This window comes from Pseudomonas boreofloridensis (assembly GCF_030580795.1).
Taxonomy (GTDB): Bacteria; Pseudomonadota; Gammaproteobacteria; order Pseudomonadales; family Pseudomonadaceae; genus Aquipseudomonas; species Aquipseudomonas boreofloridensis.
Map to the genome: position 1 here is coordinate 120,164 of NZ_JAUQOQ010000010.1, position 14,411 is coordinate 134,574.

General features: G+C 63.5%; 13 protein-coding genes. 9 read left to right on the forward strand and 4 right to left on the reverse strand.

Features of this window, described 5'->3' with window-relative positions; genetic code table 11:
* Positions 1 to 9: 9 nt before the first annotated feature.
* Positions 10 to 1,485, reverse strand: a complete 1,476-nt coding sequence (gene rhlB / locus Q6A47_RS14100) for an ATP-dependent RNA helicase RhlB (RefSeq protein WP_039579908.1) — start codon at positions 1,483 to 1,485, stop codon at positions 10 to 12.
* Positions 1,486 to 1,587: 102 nt separating this feature from the next.
* Complete coding sequence (locus Q6A47_RS14105) at positions 1,588 to 2,244, reverse strand: alpha/beta hydrolase (protein WP_039579906.1); 657 nt, start codon at positions 2,242 to 2,244, stop codon at positions 1,588 to 1,590.
* Between the two features lie 335 nt (positions 2,245 to 2,579).
* Here Q6A47_RS14105 and Q6A47_RS14110 point away from each other — a divergent pair, with 335 nt between their 5' ends.
* From Q6A47_RS14110 to Q6A47_RS14125, 4 genes are all read left to right on the forward strand, one after another.
* Positions 2,580 to 3,608: an amino acid ABC transporter substrate-binding protein gene (locus Q6A47_RS14110; protein WP_039579903.1), complete on the forward strand. Its 1,029-nt coding sequence runs from the start codon at positions 2,580 to 2,582 to the stop codon at positions 3,606 to 3,608.
* A 67-nt stretch (positions 3,609 to 3,675) separates the two neighbouring features.
* Entirely contained in the window at positions 3,676 to 4,854 is a 1,179-nt protein-coding gene (locus Q6A47_RS14115; protein WP_039579901.1) for an amino acid ABC transporter permease, read from the forward strand.
* A gap of 10 nt (positions 4,855 to 4,864) precedes the next feature.
* Positions 4,865 to 5,962, forward strand: coding sequence for an amino acid ABC transporter permease (locus Q6A47_RS14120; RefSeq protein ID WP_039579898.1), 1,098 nt, complete (start codon positions 4,865 to 4,867; stop codon positions 5,960 to 5,962).
* A gap of 10 nt (positions 5,963 to 5,972) precedes the next feature.
* Complete coding sequence (locus tag Q6A47_RS14125; RefSeq protein ID WP_039579896.1) at positions 5,973 to 6,737, forward strand: amino acid ABC transporter ATP-binding protein; 765 nt, start codon at positions 5,973 to 5,975, stop codon at positions 6,735 to 6,737.
* 54 nt (positions 6,738 to 6,791) lie between these two features.
* Here the strand turns inward: Q6A47_RS14125 and algW are convergent, their stop codons facing one another.
* On the reverse strand, positions 6,792 to 7,952 hold the full coding sequence (algW, locus tag Q6A47_RS14130; RefSeq protein WP_039579893.1) for a Do family serine endopeptidase AlgW: 1,161 nt from the start codon (positions 7,950 to 7,952) through the stop codon (positions 6,792 to 6,794).
* Positions 7,953 to 8,133: 181 nt separating this feature from the next.
* On the opposite strand from algW, the gene Q6A47_RS14135 reads away from it, so the two are divergent.
* The 4 genes from Q6A47_RS14135 to cysN all read left to right on the forward strand — a co-directional run bounded on the left by Q6A47_RS14135 (position 8,134) and on the right by cysN (position 12,356).
* Positions 8,134 to 8,892 (forward strand): Nif3-like dinuclear metal center hexameric protein, encoded by a 759-nt coding sequence (locus Q6A47_RS14135; protein ID WP_116889016.1) that lies wholly within the window; start codon positions 8,134 to 8,136, stop codon positions 8,890 to 8,892.
* Between the two features lie 148 nt (positions 8,893 to 9,040).
* Complete coding sequence (gene cysD / locus Q6A47_RS14140; RefSeq protein WP_029612121.1) at positions 9,041 to 9,958, forward strand: sulfate adenylyltransferase subunit CysD; 918 nt, start codon at positions 9,041 to 9,043, stop codon at positions 9,956 to 9,958.
* A 101-nt stretch (positions 9,959 to 10,059) separates the two neighbouring features.
* On the forward strand, positions 10,060 to 10,401 hold the full coding sequence (locus Q6A47_RS14145) for a four helix bundle protein (RefSeq protein WP_029612122.1): 342 nt from the start codon (positions 10,060 to 10,062) through the stop codon (positions 10,399 to 10,401).
* Positions 10,402 to 10,454: 53 nt separating this feature from the next.
* On the forward strand, positions 10,455 to 12,356 hold the full coding sequence (cysN, locus tag Q6A47_RS14150; RefSeq protein WP_304484608.1) for a sulfate adenylyltransferase subunit CysN: 1,902 nt from the start codon (positions 10,455 to 10,457) through the stop codon (positions 12,354 to 12,356).
* Positions 12,357 to 12,551: 195 nt separating this feature from the next.
* Here cysN and Q6A47_RS14155 read toward each other — a convergent pair whose 3' ends face one another.
* Complete coding sequence (locus Q6A47_RS14155) at positions 12,552 to 13,031, reverse strand: Lrp/AsnC family transcriptional regulator (protein ID WP_029612123.1); 480 nt, start codon at positions 13,029 to 13,031, stop codon at positions 12,552 to 12,554.
* A 127-nt stretch (positions 13,032 to 13,158) separates the two neighbouring features.
* Between Q6A47_RS14155 and Q6A47_RS14160 the strand changes: the two genes are divergently transcribed.
* Entirely contained in the window at positions 13,159 to 14,355 is a 1,197-nt protein-coding gene (locus Q6A47_RS14160; RefSeq protein ID WP_304484609.1) for a methionine gamma-lyase, read from the forward strand.
* Positions 14,356 to 14,411: the final 56 nt, after the last annotated feature.

Sequence of the window (14,411 nt, forward strand, 5' to 3'; positions counted from 1 at the left end):
CAGGCGCGTCTACACCGACGGGTTGGCGCTCGCCTGGGCCTTGCGCGGCACCGGCGTGAGCAACGCGTCCGGCGGCATCTCGCATTTGATCTTGCGCCCCAGCAGTTCTTCGATCGCCGGCAGTTGGTAGGCGTCGTCCTCGCCGGCGAAGCTGATCGACACCCCGCTGGTGCCTGCACGCCCGGTGCGGCCGATGCGGTGCACGTAGTCGTCCGGGTCTTCCGGCAGGGTGAAGTTGATCACATGGCTGATGCCGTCGATGTGAATGCCGCGTCCGGCCACATCGGTGGCCACCAGCACGGTGACGCGCCCTTCACGGAAGTTCTCCAGGGTGCGGATCCGCTTGTGCTGCGGCACGTCGCCGGACAGTTGCGCGGCGTTGACGCCATCGCGCACCAGGCGCTCCTCGATGCGCCGCACCTCGTCCTTGCGGTTGGCGAAGACCATCACCCGCTGCCAGCCGTTCTGCGTCACCAGGTTGTACAGCAGCTTGTACTTGTCGCTGCCGGCCACGGCATAGACGTGCTGCTCGACGGTTTCGCTGGCCACGTTCTCCGGCTCGATCTCGACGATGGCAGGATCGGTGGTCCACTGCTTGGCCAGGTTCATCACGTCGTCGGTGAAGGTGGCGGAGAACAGCAGGGTCTGACGTTCGCTCTTGGGCGGGGTCTGACGGATGATCTGCCGCACCTGCGGGATGAAGCCCATGTCGAGCATGCGATCGGCCTCGTCCAGCACCATCACCTCGACCATGTCCAGGTGCACTTCGCCGCGTTGCTGGAAGTCCAGCAGGCGCCCAGGCGTGGCCACCAGAATGTCGCAGTGGCGTTTCTCCAGGGCCTTGAGCTGCTTGTCGTACTCCATGCCGCCGACGAAGCTCATCACGTTGAGCCCGCTGTAGCGGGTCAGGGCTTCGGCGTCCTTGGCGATCTGCACCACCAGTTCACGGGTGGGCGCGATGATCAATGCGCGCGGCTCGCCCATGTAGCGTTCCTTGGGCGGCGGCGTCTGTTGCAGTTGCGCAATGATCGAGATGAGGAACGCGGCGGTCTTGCCGGTGCCGGTCTGGGCCCGACCGATGGCGTCCTGGCCGCGCAGGGTGTGGCCCAGCACCTGCGCCTGGATCGGCGTGCAGTAGGGGAAACCCAGGTCGTGGATGGCATGCATCAACGTGTCGGAGAGCTTGAAGTCGTGGAAGCGGGTCTTGCCTTCCTGGGGTTCGACCACGAAATCTTCCGGTTTCCACAGGCTGGCCTGCGGCTTGGGTTTGCGCTCGCGGCGCGGTTTTTCCCGCGGGGTCCGGGCGACCGGTGCAGTGGCCTGAGGCGCTGGCTCCGGCTGAGGGCTGGGCGCGCTGGCGCGCTCGGGCTTGGGCGGGTGAGCGGCAGTGGGCTGCGGCGTTTGGGCTGTCACGGGGGCAGAGGGCGCGACGGCCTGCGGGGCGGCGTCGGCTTTGCCGAATATCTTCTTGAGTGCCTTGAGCACGGTCGTCTCGTCAATTGATTAAGGAATGTACGCCGGGCAGTGTAATGCAAGAACCCCACTCGGCGTAGTGCAATGCGCCCGCGACTACAGGCGCGTGGGAAATCACTGAAGCCGCTGCGCCAGCCAGTCGTGGATGTCGCTCAGTTCTTCCACCAGCACTTCGTGTTCCATGGGGTATTCGTGCCAGCGCGCCGCTACGCCCCAGGTATTGAGGTACTCGAACGCCGTGCGCCCCATGGAGGGAATGACCACCGGATCGTGCACGCCATGCAGGCACAGGGCGGGCGTGCGCTGCTGGCAGGCACTGAGCTGGTGCGTGTCGCTGAAGGTCGGGGCGTAGGTCGACAGGGCGATGACGCCGCCCAGGGCCTCTTGCCACTTTATATACGCGGTGTGCAGCACCACGGCGCCGCCCTGGGAGAAACCGGCCAGGACGATGCGGGCCAGGTCGATGCCCTTGGCCTGTTCGGCTTCGATCAAGTCGATGACCTGCGCGGCGGAGGCGTCCAGTTGCGCTTCGTCGATGGCGCGCGCCGGGCTCATGGCCTTGATGTCGTACCAACTGGGCATGGCATAGCCGCCGTTGATGGTCACCGGGCGGGTTGGCGCCTGGGGCATGATGAAGCGCGTGCTGTGCAGTCGTTCCTGAAGAAATTCGGCCACCGGTAGGAAGTCGTAACGGTCGGCGCCCAGGCCGTGCAACCAGATCACACAGGCATCGGCCGTATTCTGGGGTTCGAGGATCAACGGTTGGGTCATGAATGCTCCGAAAAAGTGCGTGGGAACTCATTGAGTGCGTGAAAAGGCGGCGTGGATGGCGAGGGCCATAACTGCATGTCGCAACGCTGCAACTTTACCCTCTTGACGTCTGCTTAAACGCTTTAGGCGGTCACTGTGGTACGCCCCTTGCTATGTCCATGTCGCTGCACGGGGCGAAACCGGACCGGTAACACCGTCCACTTGCAGGAAAGGCTGTCACAGAACGGCCCGTTGCGCCAATTGACCCGAATAACACGCCAACCAGGGTCGGATGCGCCTCATGAGGGCGCGGTGCAATTCCGGCTCGATACAACAAGAGCATTTGGAGGTTGTTGATGAAGATGTTGAAAACCACGCTGGCAGTCCTGACCGCTGCCGCCGCCTTCGGTGCCGTGAGCACCGCACAGGCCGGGGCCACGCTCGATGCGGTGCAGAAGAAGGGCTTCGTCCAGTGTGGCGTGAGCGACGGCCTCCCGGGCTTCTCCGTCCCTGACGCCCAGGGCAAGATCGTCGGCATCGACGCCGATGTCTGCCGCGCCGTGGCGGCGGCCGTGTTCGGCGATGCCAGCAAGGTCAAGTTCAGCCAGCTCAACGCCAAGGAGCGCTTCACCGCGCTTCAGTCCGGTGAAGTCGATGTGCTGTCGCGCAACACCACCTGGACCAGCTCGCGCGACGCCGGCATGGGCCTGGTGTTCACCGGGGTCACCTACTACGACGGTATCGGCTTCCTGGTCAACAACAAGCTCGGCGTGAAAAGCGCCAAGGAGCTCGACGGCGCTACTATCTGCATCCAGGCCGGCACCACCACCGAACTGAACGTTTCCGACTATTTCCGCGCCAATGGCCTGAAGTACACCCCGATCACCTTCGATACCTCCGACGAGAGCGCCAAGTCGCTCGAGTCCGGGCGTTGCGACGTGCTCACCTCGGACAAGTCGCAGCTCTACGCACAGCGCTCCAAGCTGGCCGCGCCGGGCGACTACGTGGTGCTGCCGGAAACCATTTCCAAGGAGCCCCTCGGCCCGGTAGTGCGCAAGGGTGACGAAGACTGGTTCAGCATCGTGCGCTGGACGCTGTTCGCCATGCTCAACGCCGAGGAAGCCGGTGTGACCTCCAAGAACGTCGAAGCCGAGGCCAAGTCCACCAAGAACCCGGACGTGGCGCGCATGCTCGGCGCCGACGGTGAGTACGGCAAGGACCTCAAGCTGCCCAAGGACTGGGTGGTGCAGATCGTCAAGCAGGTGGGCAACTACGGCGAAGTGTTCGAGAAGAACCTGGGCAAGAGCACGCCGCTGCAGATCGACCGCGGGCTGAACGCCCTGTGGAACAACGGCGGCATCCAGTACGCGCCACCGGTGCGCTGATCGCCGTCACCCGCGACGGCATGTGGCCGTCGCGGGTCGTTCCACTTCCTTGCTTTCGGTGCCTTTCATGAACAATCCAACCGGCGCGCGCAAAGGGCTGTCCCTGAGCGATCCGCGCGTGCGTGCGTGGCTGTTCCAGGTCGTCACGGTCGTGGCCGTGATCGCCCTGGGCTGGTTCCTCATTCACAACACCCAGACCAACATGCAGCACCGGGGGATCACCTCGGGCTTCGATTTCCTCGAGCGCAGTGCCGGCTTCGGCATCGCCCAGCACCTGATCGACTACAACGAGACCGACACCTACGCCCGCGTGCTGTTGGTGGGGTTGCTCAATACCCTGCTGGCCAGTGCCATCGGCATCGTCCTGGCCACCGTGCTCGGCTTCATCATCGGCGTGGCGCGGCTGTCGTCGAACTGGGTGATCGGCAAGCTGGCGGCGGTGTACGTCGAGACCTTCCGCAACATCCCGCCGTTGCTGCAAATCCTGTTCTGGTACTTCGCCGTGTTCACCGCGCTGCCGGGACCGCGCGGCAGCATCAACATCGATGACCTGTTCTTCATCAGCAGCCGCGGTGTGAACATGCCCGGTGCGTCGATGGGCGAAGGCTTCTGGCCGTTCGTGGTGTCCTTGTTGCTGGCGCTGGTGGCAATCGTGGTGATGGTGCGCCAGGCCAACCGGCGTTTCGATGAAACCGGCCAGCCGTTTCACAAATTCTGGGTCGGCCTGCTGCTGTTGGTCGGTATCCCGGGGGTGTGCGTGCTGCTGTTCGGCAACCCGCTGCAGTGGCAGGTGCCGCAGCTCAAAGGGTTCAACTTCACCGGCGGCTGGGTGCTGATTCCCGAGTTCCTGGCGTTGACCCTGGCGTTGTCGATCTACACCGCTGCGTTCATCGCCGAGATCGTTCGCGCCGGCATCCGCTCGGTCAGCCATGGCCAGACCGAGGCGGCGCGCTCGCTTGGGCTGCGCGAAGGACCGACCCTGCGCAAGGTGATCATCCCCCAGGCCATGCGGGTGATCATTCCACCGCTGACCAGCCAGTACCTGAACCTGACCAAGAACTCGTCGCTGGCGGCGGTGATCGGCTACCCCGAGCTGGTGTCGCTGTTCGCCGGTACGGTGCTGAACCAGACCGGCCAGTCGGTGGAGGTGATGGCGATCACCATGGGCGTGTATCTGACCATCAGTATCAGCATCTCGTTGCTGATGAACGGGTACAACAAGCGCATTGCGCTGATCGAACGGTGAGGGCCGGCGCATGACTACCCATTTTTTCAAACCCGACATGCCGCCACCGGTGAAGACCGTCGGCGTGCTCGCCTGGCTGCGGGCCAACCTGTTTTCCAGTTGGGCCAATACCCTGCTGACGCTATTCGCGCTGTACCTGATCTGGCTGATCGTGCCGCCGCTGCTGCACTGGGCGTTCCTCGACGCCAGTTGGACCGGGAGTACCCGTGCCGACTGCAGCGGGCAGGGCGCTTGCTGGGTGTTTATCCAGCAGCGTTTCGGCCAGTTCATGTATGGCTACTACCCCAGCGAGTTGCGCTGGCGGGTGGACTTGAGCGTGTGGCTGGGCGTGATCGGCGCCGCGCCGCTGTTCATCCGGCGTTTTCCGCGAAAACTGCCCTACGGCCTGTGCTACCTGGTGCTGTATCCGATCCTCGCCTACCTGTTGCTGCACGGCGGCAGCTTCGGCCTGAGCAGCGTGCCGACTTCGCAGTGGGGCGGGCTGATGCTGACGCTGGTGATCGCCACCGTGGGCATCGCCGCTGCCTTGCCACTGGGGATTCTGCTGGCGCTGGGCCGGCGCTCGAACATGCCGGTGGTCAAGGCGGTCTCGGTGACCTTCATCGAGTTCTGGCGCGGCATTCCGCTGATTACCGTGCTGTTCATGTCGTCGGTGATGCTGCCGCTGTTCATGCCTGAGGGCACCAGCTTCGACAAACTGCTGCGGGCCATGATCTTCGTCATCCTGTTCGAGTCGGCGTACATCGCCGAAGTGGTGCGTGGCGGCTTGCAGGCCATCCCCAAGGGGCAGTACGAGGCCGCCGCCGCCATGGGCCTGGGCTACTGGCGGGCCATGGGCCTGGTGATCTTGCCCCAGGCCTTGAAGCTGGTGATTCCGGGCATCGTCAACACCTTCATCGCGCTGTTCAAGGACACCAGCCTGGTGATCATCATCGGCCTGTTCGACTTGCTCAACAGCACCCGCCAAGCCACGGCAGACCCTGCCTGGCTGGGTATGGCCACCGAGGGCTACGTGTTCGCCGCCCTGGTTTACTGGATTTTCTGTTTCGCCATGTCGCGCTACTCCATGCACCTGGAGCGCAAGCTGGACACTGGCCACAAGCGTTAGGAGTTTCGAGATGAGTGAAGCGATCAGACACAGCGCCGGCCCCGAAGGCATCATCCAGATGCAGGGCGTGAACAAGTGGTACGGCCAGTTCCATGTGCTCAAGGACATCAACCTCAACGTGCGACAGGGCGAGCGCATCGTCCTGTGCGGCCCGTCGGGCTCGGGCAAGTCCACCACCATCCGCTGCCTCAACCGGCTGGAGGAACACCAGCAGGGGCGCATCGTGGTCGATGGCGTGGAGTTGACCAACGACCTCAAGCAGATCGAGGCGATCCGTCGCGAGGTCGGCATGGTGTTCCAGCACTTCAATCTGTTCCCGCACCTGAGCATTCTGGAGAACTGCACCTTGGCGCCGATGTGGGTGCGCAAGCTGCCACGGCGCAAGGCCGAGGAAATCGCCATGCATTACCTGGAGCGGGTGCGCATTCCCGAGCAGGCGCACAAGTATCCGGGGCAGTTGTCCGGCGGTCAGCAGCAGCGGGTGGCCATCGCCCGCGCGCTGTGCATGAAACCCAAGATCATGCTGTTCGACGAGCCGACGTCGGCGCTGGATCCGGAAATGGTCAAGGAGGTGCTCGACACCATGGTCGGACTGGCCGAAGACGGCATGACCATGCTCTGCGTGACCCACGAGATGGGCTTCGCCCGCACCGTGGCGAATCGGGTGATCTTCATGGACAAGGGCGAGATCGTCGAGCAGGCCGCGCCGGACGACTTCTTCGACCGCCCGCGCAGCGACCGCACCAAGCTGTTCCTGAGCCAGATCCTGCACTGATGAAGCGGGGCTTTCCAGAAGCGGCTTGCCCGCTTCTGGAGGCGTGGGGTTGGCTTACTTCTCTTCCTGCTTGGCCACCGGCGCTGGTGGCGGGCGCAGGCCCACTTCGGCGATCAGCTTGAGCTGCTTGCCATTGCGCATCACCTCGATGCTGATCTTTTCGTTCGGCTTGATCCGCGCCACCTGGTTCATCGACTTGCGGCCATCACCGGCCGGCTCGCCGTTGATGCTCAGGATCACATCACCCAGTTGCAGGCCCGCGCGCTGGGCCGGACCGTCACGGAAGATGCCGGCCACGACGATGCCGGGACGACCCTGCATGCCGAACGACTCGGCCAGTTCCTGCGACAACGGCTGCACTTCGATGCCCAGCCAGCCGCGAATCACCTGGCCGTGCTCGACGATCGACTTCATGACCTCCAACGCCAGCTTGGCCGGGATGGCGAAGCCAATGCCTTGGGAGCCGCCGGATTTGGAGAAGATCGCGGTGTTGATGCCGATCAGGTTGCCGTCGGCATCGACCAGCGCACCGCCGGAGTTGCCCGGGTTGATGGCCGCGTCGGTCTGGATGAAGTCTTCGTAGTTGTTCAGCCCCAGTTGGTTGCGGCCCGTGGCGCTGATGATGCCCATGGTTACGGTCTGGCCGACGCCGAAGGGGTTGCCGATGGCCAGGCAGACATCGCCGATGTGCACGTTGTCGGAGCGGCCGATGGTGATGGCCGGCAGGTCTTTGAGATCGATCTTCAGCACCGCCAGGTCGGTTTCCGGGTCGCTGCCGATCACCCGCGCCAGGGTTTCGCGGCCGTCCTTGAGCGCCACCACGATCTGGTCCGCGCCGCTGGTGACGTGGTTGTTGGTCAGCAGGTAGCCTTCGCGGCTCATGATCACCGCCGAGCCCAGGCTCGACTCCCAGCGCCGTTGCTTGGGCAGGTTATCGCCGAAGAAGCGGCGGAATTGCGGGTCTTCGAACAGCGGGTGAGCGTTCTTGTTCACCGCTTTGGTGGTGTACAGGTTGGCCACGGCTGGGGCAGCGACGGTGACGGCGTCGGCATAGCTGACCGGGCCCTGCACGATCCGCGAAGTCTGCGGCGCCTGCTGCAGGTTGACGTCCTGGCTGGGCAGGCCGACCCATTCCGGGAACCGCTGGATGATCAGTGCGGCGATCAGCACGCCAGTGAGCAGGGGCCAGCCAAAGTAACGCAGAGCCTTGAACATCGAAAAAATCCTGGAGTGGGGCGGGGGCCTGAACGCGAACGCGCGCGATGATACACCTGTAGGCGCGGCTTTGCCCGCGCCGCAGGCTCCGGTTTCCCCGGCTACCGCGACAGCCCATAATGGCGGCCAGTATACGAGGCCTGGCGCCCGTTGAAGCAGCGAATTACGAGGAGATATGTGGATGGCCGTCGCCCTGAGCACCCTGGTCGAGGAAGCCGAGCGCTACCTTGGCAGCGCCAAGATCCAGGATTACTGCCCCAATGGCTTGCAGGTCGAAGGGCGTGCGCAGGTCAGGCGCATCGTCACCGGCGTAACCGCCAGCCAGGCCTTGCTCGACGCGGCGGTCGAGGCCGACGCCGACCTGGTGCTGGTACACCACGGTTATTTCTGGAAGGGCGAAAGCCCGTGCATCACTGGTATCAAGCAGCGCCGCATCAAGACCCTGCTCAAGCACGACATCAGCCTGCTGGCGTTCCACCTGCCGCTGGACGTGCACCCGGAAGTCGGCAACAACGTGCAGTTGGCACGCCAGCTCGACATCACCGTCGAAGGCCCGCTCGATCCGGACAACCCACGGGTGATCGGCCTGATCGGTTCGCTGGCCGAGCCCATGGCCGCCAGCGATGTCGCCCGTCGCGTGCATGAGGCGCTGGGCCGTGAGCCGTTATTGATCGAGGGCCCGGGCCTGGTTCGCCGGGTGGGCTGGTGCACCGGCGGCGGGCAGGGCTACATCGATGCTGCCATCGCTGCCGGTGTGGACCTGTTCATCAGTGGCGAGGCGTCCGAGCAGACCTTCCACAGTGCCCGTGAGAACGGCGTCAGCTTCATCGCCGCCGGGCATCACGCCACCGAGCGCTATGGCGTGCAGGCGCTGGGCGACTATCTGGCCAGGCGCTTCGCCCTCGAACACCTGTTCATCGACTGCCCCAATCCGATTTGAATGCCGCAGGCGAGGGCCAAACCGGCAGTCATATCATTAGACCGTTTCGATCTAGCTGACCGCCTAAATAGAATCAGACGCTGTGATAAAGTGCTCCGCTCGAACACGGCCCGCTGGCCGTCCATAAGATCGTTTTTCGTGAGTAGCCATGGTCGACAAACTGACGCACTTGAAACAGCTGGAGGCGGAAAGCATCCACATCATTCGCGAGGTGGCCGCCGAGTTCGACAATCCGGTGATGCTGTACTCGATCGGCAAGGACTCCGCCGTGATGCTGCACCTGGCGCGCAAGGCCTTCTTCCCGGGCAAGCTGCCGTTTCCGGTGATGCACGTCGACACCCGCTGGAAATTCCAGGAGATGTACCGCTTCCGCGACAAGATGGTCGAGGAAATGGGCCTGGAGCTGATCACCCACGTCAACCCCGAGGGTGTGGCGCAGGGCATCAACCCCTTCACCCACGGCAGTGCCAAGCACACCGACATCATGAAGACCCAGGGCCTCAAGCAGGCGCTGGACAAGCATGGCTTCGACGCCGCCTTCGGCGGTGCGCGCCGCGACGAAGAGAAGTCGCGGGCCAAGGAGCGCGTGTATTCGTTCCGCGACAGCAAGCACCGCTGGGACCCGAAGAATCAGCGTCCGGAGCTGTGGAACGTCTACAACGGTAAGGTCAACAAGGGCGAGTCGATCCGCGTCTTCCCATTGTCGAACTGGACCGAGCTGGACATCTGGCAGTACATCTACCTCGAAGGCATCCCGATCGTGCCGCTGTACTTCGCCGCCGAGCGCGAAGTCATCGAGAAGAACGGCACCCTGATCATGATCGACGACGAGCGCATTCTCGAGCATCTGACCGATGAAGAGAAAGCCCGCATCGTCAAGAAGAAGGTGCGTTTCCGAACCCTGGGCTGCTACCCACTGACAGGTGCTGTCGAGTCGGAAGCCGAGACGCTCACCGACATCATTCAGGAAATGCTCCTGACGCGCACTTCCGAACGCCAGGGCCGTGTCATCGACCACGATGGCGCAGGTTCCATGGAAGACAAGAAACGCCAAGGGTATTTCTAAGCTTCAAGTTACAAGCGGCAAGCTGCAAGACAGAAGCTGAACGCGTAGCGTTTGAGACTTGTGGATTGCCGCCGTATTGCGGGCGGCTCGGAGTGCTCGTAATGGATTTTGAGAAGCTGGCAGTTTGGCAACGAAGTAAGCGTTTGGCCATTGAGTTGTACCGGATACTGGCTGGGTGTCGTGATTATGGATTCAAGGATCAGGTCACGCGGTCAGCACTTTCCATCCCGTCCAATATTGCCGAGGGCATGGAGCGGCGCGGGAGCAGAGAGAAGGTTTGGTATCTCAGCGTTGCGAAAGCGTCCTGCGGGGAGTTGCGTACACAGCTGATGATCGGTGGTGAGATAGGTTACATCGACGCTGGGCTGGCTAGCGGCTGGATTAATGAAACCCGCGAGCTCTCCAGAATGCTGAGTGGGTTGATCAACAGAATGTCTAACTAGTTGTACGCCGACAGGCTTGCCGCTTGACGCTTACAGCTTGGAGCTCGAATGAAATGAGTCACCAATCCGAATTGATCAGCGAGGATATCCTCGCCTACCTGGCTCAGCACGAGCGCAAAGAACTGCTGCGTTTCCTCACCTGCGGCAACGTCGACGACGGCAAGAGCACCCTGATCGGGCGCCTGCTGCACGATTCGAAGATGATCTACGAGGACCACCTCGAGGCCATCACCCGTGACTCGAAGAAGTCCGGCACCACCGGCGAGGAAGTCGATCTGGCGCTGCTGGTCGATGGCCTGCAGGCCGAGCGCGAGCAGGGCATCACCATTGATGTCGCCTACCGCTACTTCTCGACTGCCAAGCGCAAGTTCATCATCGCCGACACCCCCGGCCATGAGCAGTACACCCGCAACATGGCCACCGGTGCGTCCACCTGCGACCTGGCGATCATCCTCGTCGATGCCCGCTATGGCGTGCAGACCCAGACCCGCCGCCACAGCTACATTGCCTCGCTGCTGGGCATCAAGCACATCGTGGTCGCGGTCAACAAGATGGACCTCAAGGGCTTCGACGAGCAGGTCTTCGAGTCGATCAAGGCCGATTACCTGGCGTTCGCCGAAGCCATCGACCTGAAGCCGAGCAGCCTGCACTTCGTGCCCATGTCGGCGCTCAAGGGCGACAACGTGGTCAACCGCAGCGAGCGTTCGCCGTGGTACACCGGCCCTGCGCTGATGGAAATCCTCGAAACCGTGGAAGTGGCGGCCGACCGCAATGTCACCGACCTGCGCTTCCCAGTGCAGTACGTCAACCGTCCGAACCTGAACTTCCGTGGCTTCGCCGGCACCCTGGCCAGTGGCGTGGTGCACAAGGGCGACGAGATCGTGGTGCTGCCGTCGGGCAAGAGCAGCCGGGTCAAGTCCATCGTCACCTACGAAGGTGAGCTGGAGAACGCCGGGCCTGGCCAGGCCGTGACCCTGACCATGGAAGACGAGATCGACATCTCCCGTGGCGACTTGCTGGTGCATGCCGACAACGTGCCGCAGGTGGCCGACCAGTTCGACGCCATGCTGGTGTGGATGGCCGAAGAGCCGATGCTGCCGGGCAAGAAGTACGACATCAAGCGCGCCACCAGCTATGTGCCGGGCTCGATCGCCAGCATCGCCCACAAGGTCGATGTGAACACGTTGGAGAAGGGCGCCGCCAGCGCGCTGCAACTGAACGAGATCGGCCGGGTCAAGGTGTCGCTGGACGCTGCCATCGCCCTCGACGGCTACGACAGCAATCGCACCACCGGGGCGTTCATCGTCATCGACCGCCTGACCAACGGCACCGTCGGTGCCGGCATGATCATCGCCGAGCCTGTACTGCCACATGGCGGCGCCGGTCAGCACGGCAAGGCCGCGCATGTCTCGACCGAGGAGCGCGCCCTGCGCTTCGGCCAGCAGCCGGCGACCGTGCTGTTCAGCGGCTTGTCCGGCGCCGGCAAGAGCACGCTGGCCTATGCCGTGGAGCGCAAGCTGTTCGACATGGGCCGCGCGGTGTATGTGCTCGACGGGCAGAACCTGCGCCATGACCTGAACAAGGGCTTGCCGCAGGATCGCGCCGGGCGTACCGAGAACTGGCGCCGTGCCGCCCATGTGGCGCGCCAGTTCAACGAAGCCGGTCTGCTGACCCTGGCAGCGTTCGTCGCCCCGGATGCCGAAGGCCGTGAGCAGGCCAAGGCGTTGATCGGCAAGGAACGCCTGGTCACCGTCTACGTGCAGGCCTCGCCGCTGGTCTGCCGCGAGCGCGACCCGCAGGGGCTGTATGCTGCCGGTGGCGACAACATCCCGGGCGAGAGCTTCCCGTTCGATGTGCCGCTGGATGCGGATTTGGTGATCGATACCCAGGGCACCAGCGTCGAGGACGGCGTGAAGCAGGTGCTTGAGGTGCTGCGCCAGCGCGGCGCTATTTAAGGCTGCGCTAGGACGCGGACTCCAGGTTCCGCGCCAGTTGGGTGATTGGCCGACAGTCACGGGGTTGCGCAGCAGCCCGGTGCTGTCGGCCAAGTCTTTACTGAATCCATAAGGGCCGCCGATTCGACTCCCGAGCGCTTGACTCAAGTCGCACGTGCCCAAAGCGGCAGAACACTGGCCGACGGTTGAGCGGGTTTATAGCGGTCGCTCCGCCACCGGAATCACCCGCCGCTGCTTCACCGCCTTGTACGAAAAACTCGAGTAGATCTCCTTCACCCCCGGCAGCGTCTGCAGCACTTCGCGGGCGAATTCGCCGAACGATTCAAGATCGTGGGCCAGGATTTCCAGCAGGAAGTCATAGCGTCCGGACACGTTGTGACAGGCGACGATCTGCGGAATCTCCATCAGCCGTTGCTCGAACACTCGAGCGGCTTCTTTGTTGTGCGACTCCATCATGATGCTGACGAAGGCCGTAACGCCGTAGCCCAGGGCTTTGGGTGACAGCGTGGCCTGGTAGCCCGTGATGTAGCCGGCTTCTTCCAGCAGCTTGACCCGCCGCCAGCAGGGTGAGGTGGTCAGCGACACCTGGTCGGCGAGCTCGGCCACGGTCAGGCGAGCGTTGTTCTGCAGCGCGTTCAGAAGAGCGCGGTCGGTGCGGTCCAGAGGCGTTGGCATGTTATGCCCTTTGTTCGTTCTATTGAGTGTTTCCATTCCAGAAATTCGTTCAGCGGCGGGACAGTTTGGAATAGTTTCGCCTGTCACCGGGCATAAGCTTAGAACAAACAACAACGAGGCCGATGCCATGCGCGCCGCCAGCCACAAGCCAGGATTTTCCACCCGCGCCATTCACCTGGGTTACGACCCTCAGTCCCACGGCGGCGCCTTGGTGCCGCCGGTTTATCAAACTGCCACCTACGCCTTCGCAAGCGTCGAATATGGCGCGGCCTGTTTCGCCGGCGAACTGGCCGGGCACGTCTACAGCCGTATTTCCAACCCGACCCTGGCGTTGCTGGAGCAACGCATGGCCTCGCTGGAGGGGGCCGAGGCCGGGCTGGCGCTGGCCTCGGGTATGGGCGCCATCACCTCGACCCTGTGGACCTTGTTGCGCCCTGGCGATGAGCTGATCGTCGGCGAGACCCTCTATGGTTGCACCTTCGCCTTCTTGCACCACGGCATCGGCGAGTTCGGCGTGAAGATCCGTCACGTCGACTTGAACGACCTCGCCGCCCTCGAAGCGGCGATCACCCCGCAGACGCGCATGATCTATTTCGAGACCCCGGCGAACCCTAACATGCACCTGGTCGACATCCCCGCAGTGGTCGGCGTGGCCCGCCGGCATGAGCTACTGGTGACGGTCGACAACACCTACTGCACGCCTTATCTGCAACGGCCACTGGAGCTGGGGGCGGATTTGGTGGTGCACTCGGCCACCAAGTACCTCAGCGGTCACGGCGATCTCACGGCCGGGATGGTGTTAGGGCGCCGGGCACTGATCGAGCGCATTCGCTTGCAAGGCCTCAAGGACATGACCGGCGCGGTGCTCTCGGCGCAGGACGCTGCATTGCTCATGCGCGGCCTCAAGACCCTGGCGCTGCGCATGGAGCGTCACTGCAGCAACGCGTTGCGCGTCGCGCAGTTCCTCGAGCGCCAGGCGCAGATCGAGGTGATTCGCTACCCTGGCCTGTCGAGTTTTCCCCAGTTCGGTTTGGCCCAGCGACAGATGCGCCTGCCCGGCGGCATGATCGCGTTCGAACTCAAGGGCGGGCAGCAGGCCGGGCGACGGTTCATGAACGCGCTGCAGGTGTTCAGCCGGGCCGTGAGCCTGGGCGATGCCGAGTCGCTGGCCCAGCATCCGGCGAGCATGACCCATTCCAGCTATACCGCCCAGGAGCGGGCCGAACACGGCATTTCCGAAGGGCTGGTGCGGCTGTCGGTAGGGCTTGAGGACATCGAAGACTTGCTGGCCGACCTGGGTCAGGCGTTACGGGCGAGTGTCTGAAACGCCGTTCCTCACCTTCGTCGAGACATGAAAAAGGCCGCTGCAAGCGGCCTGGT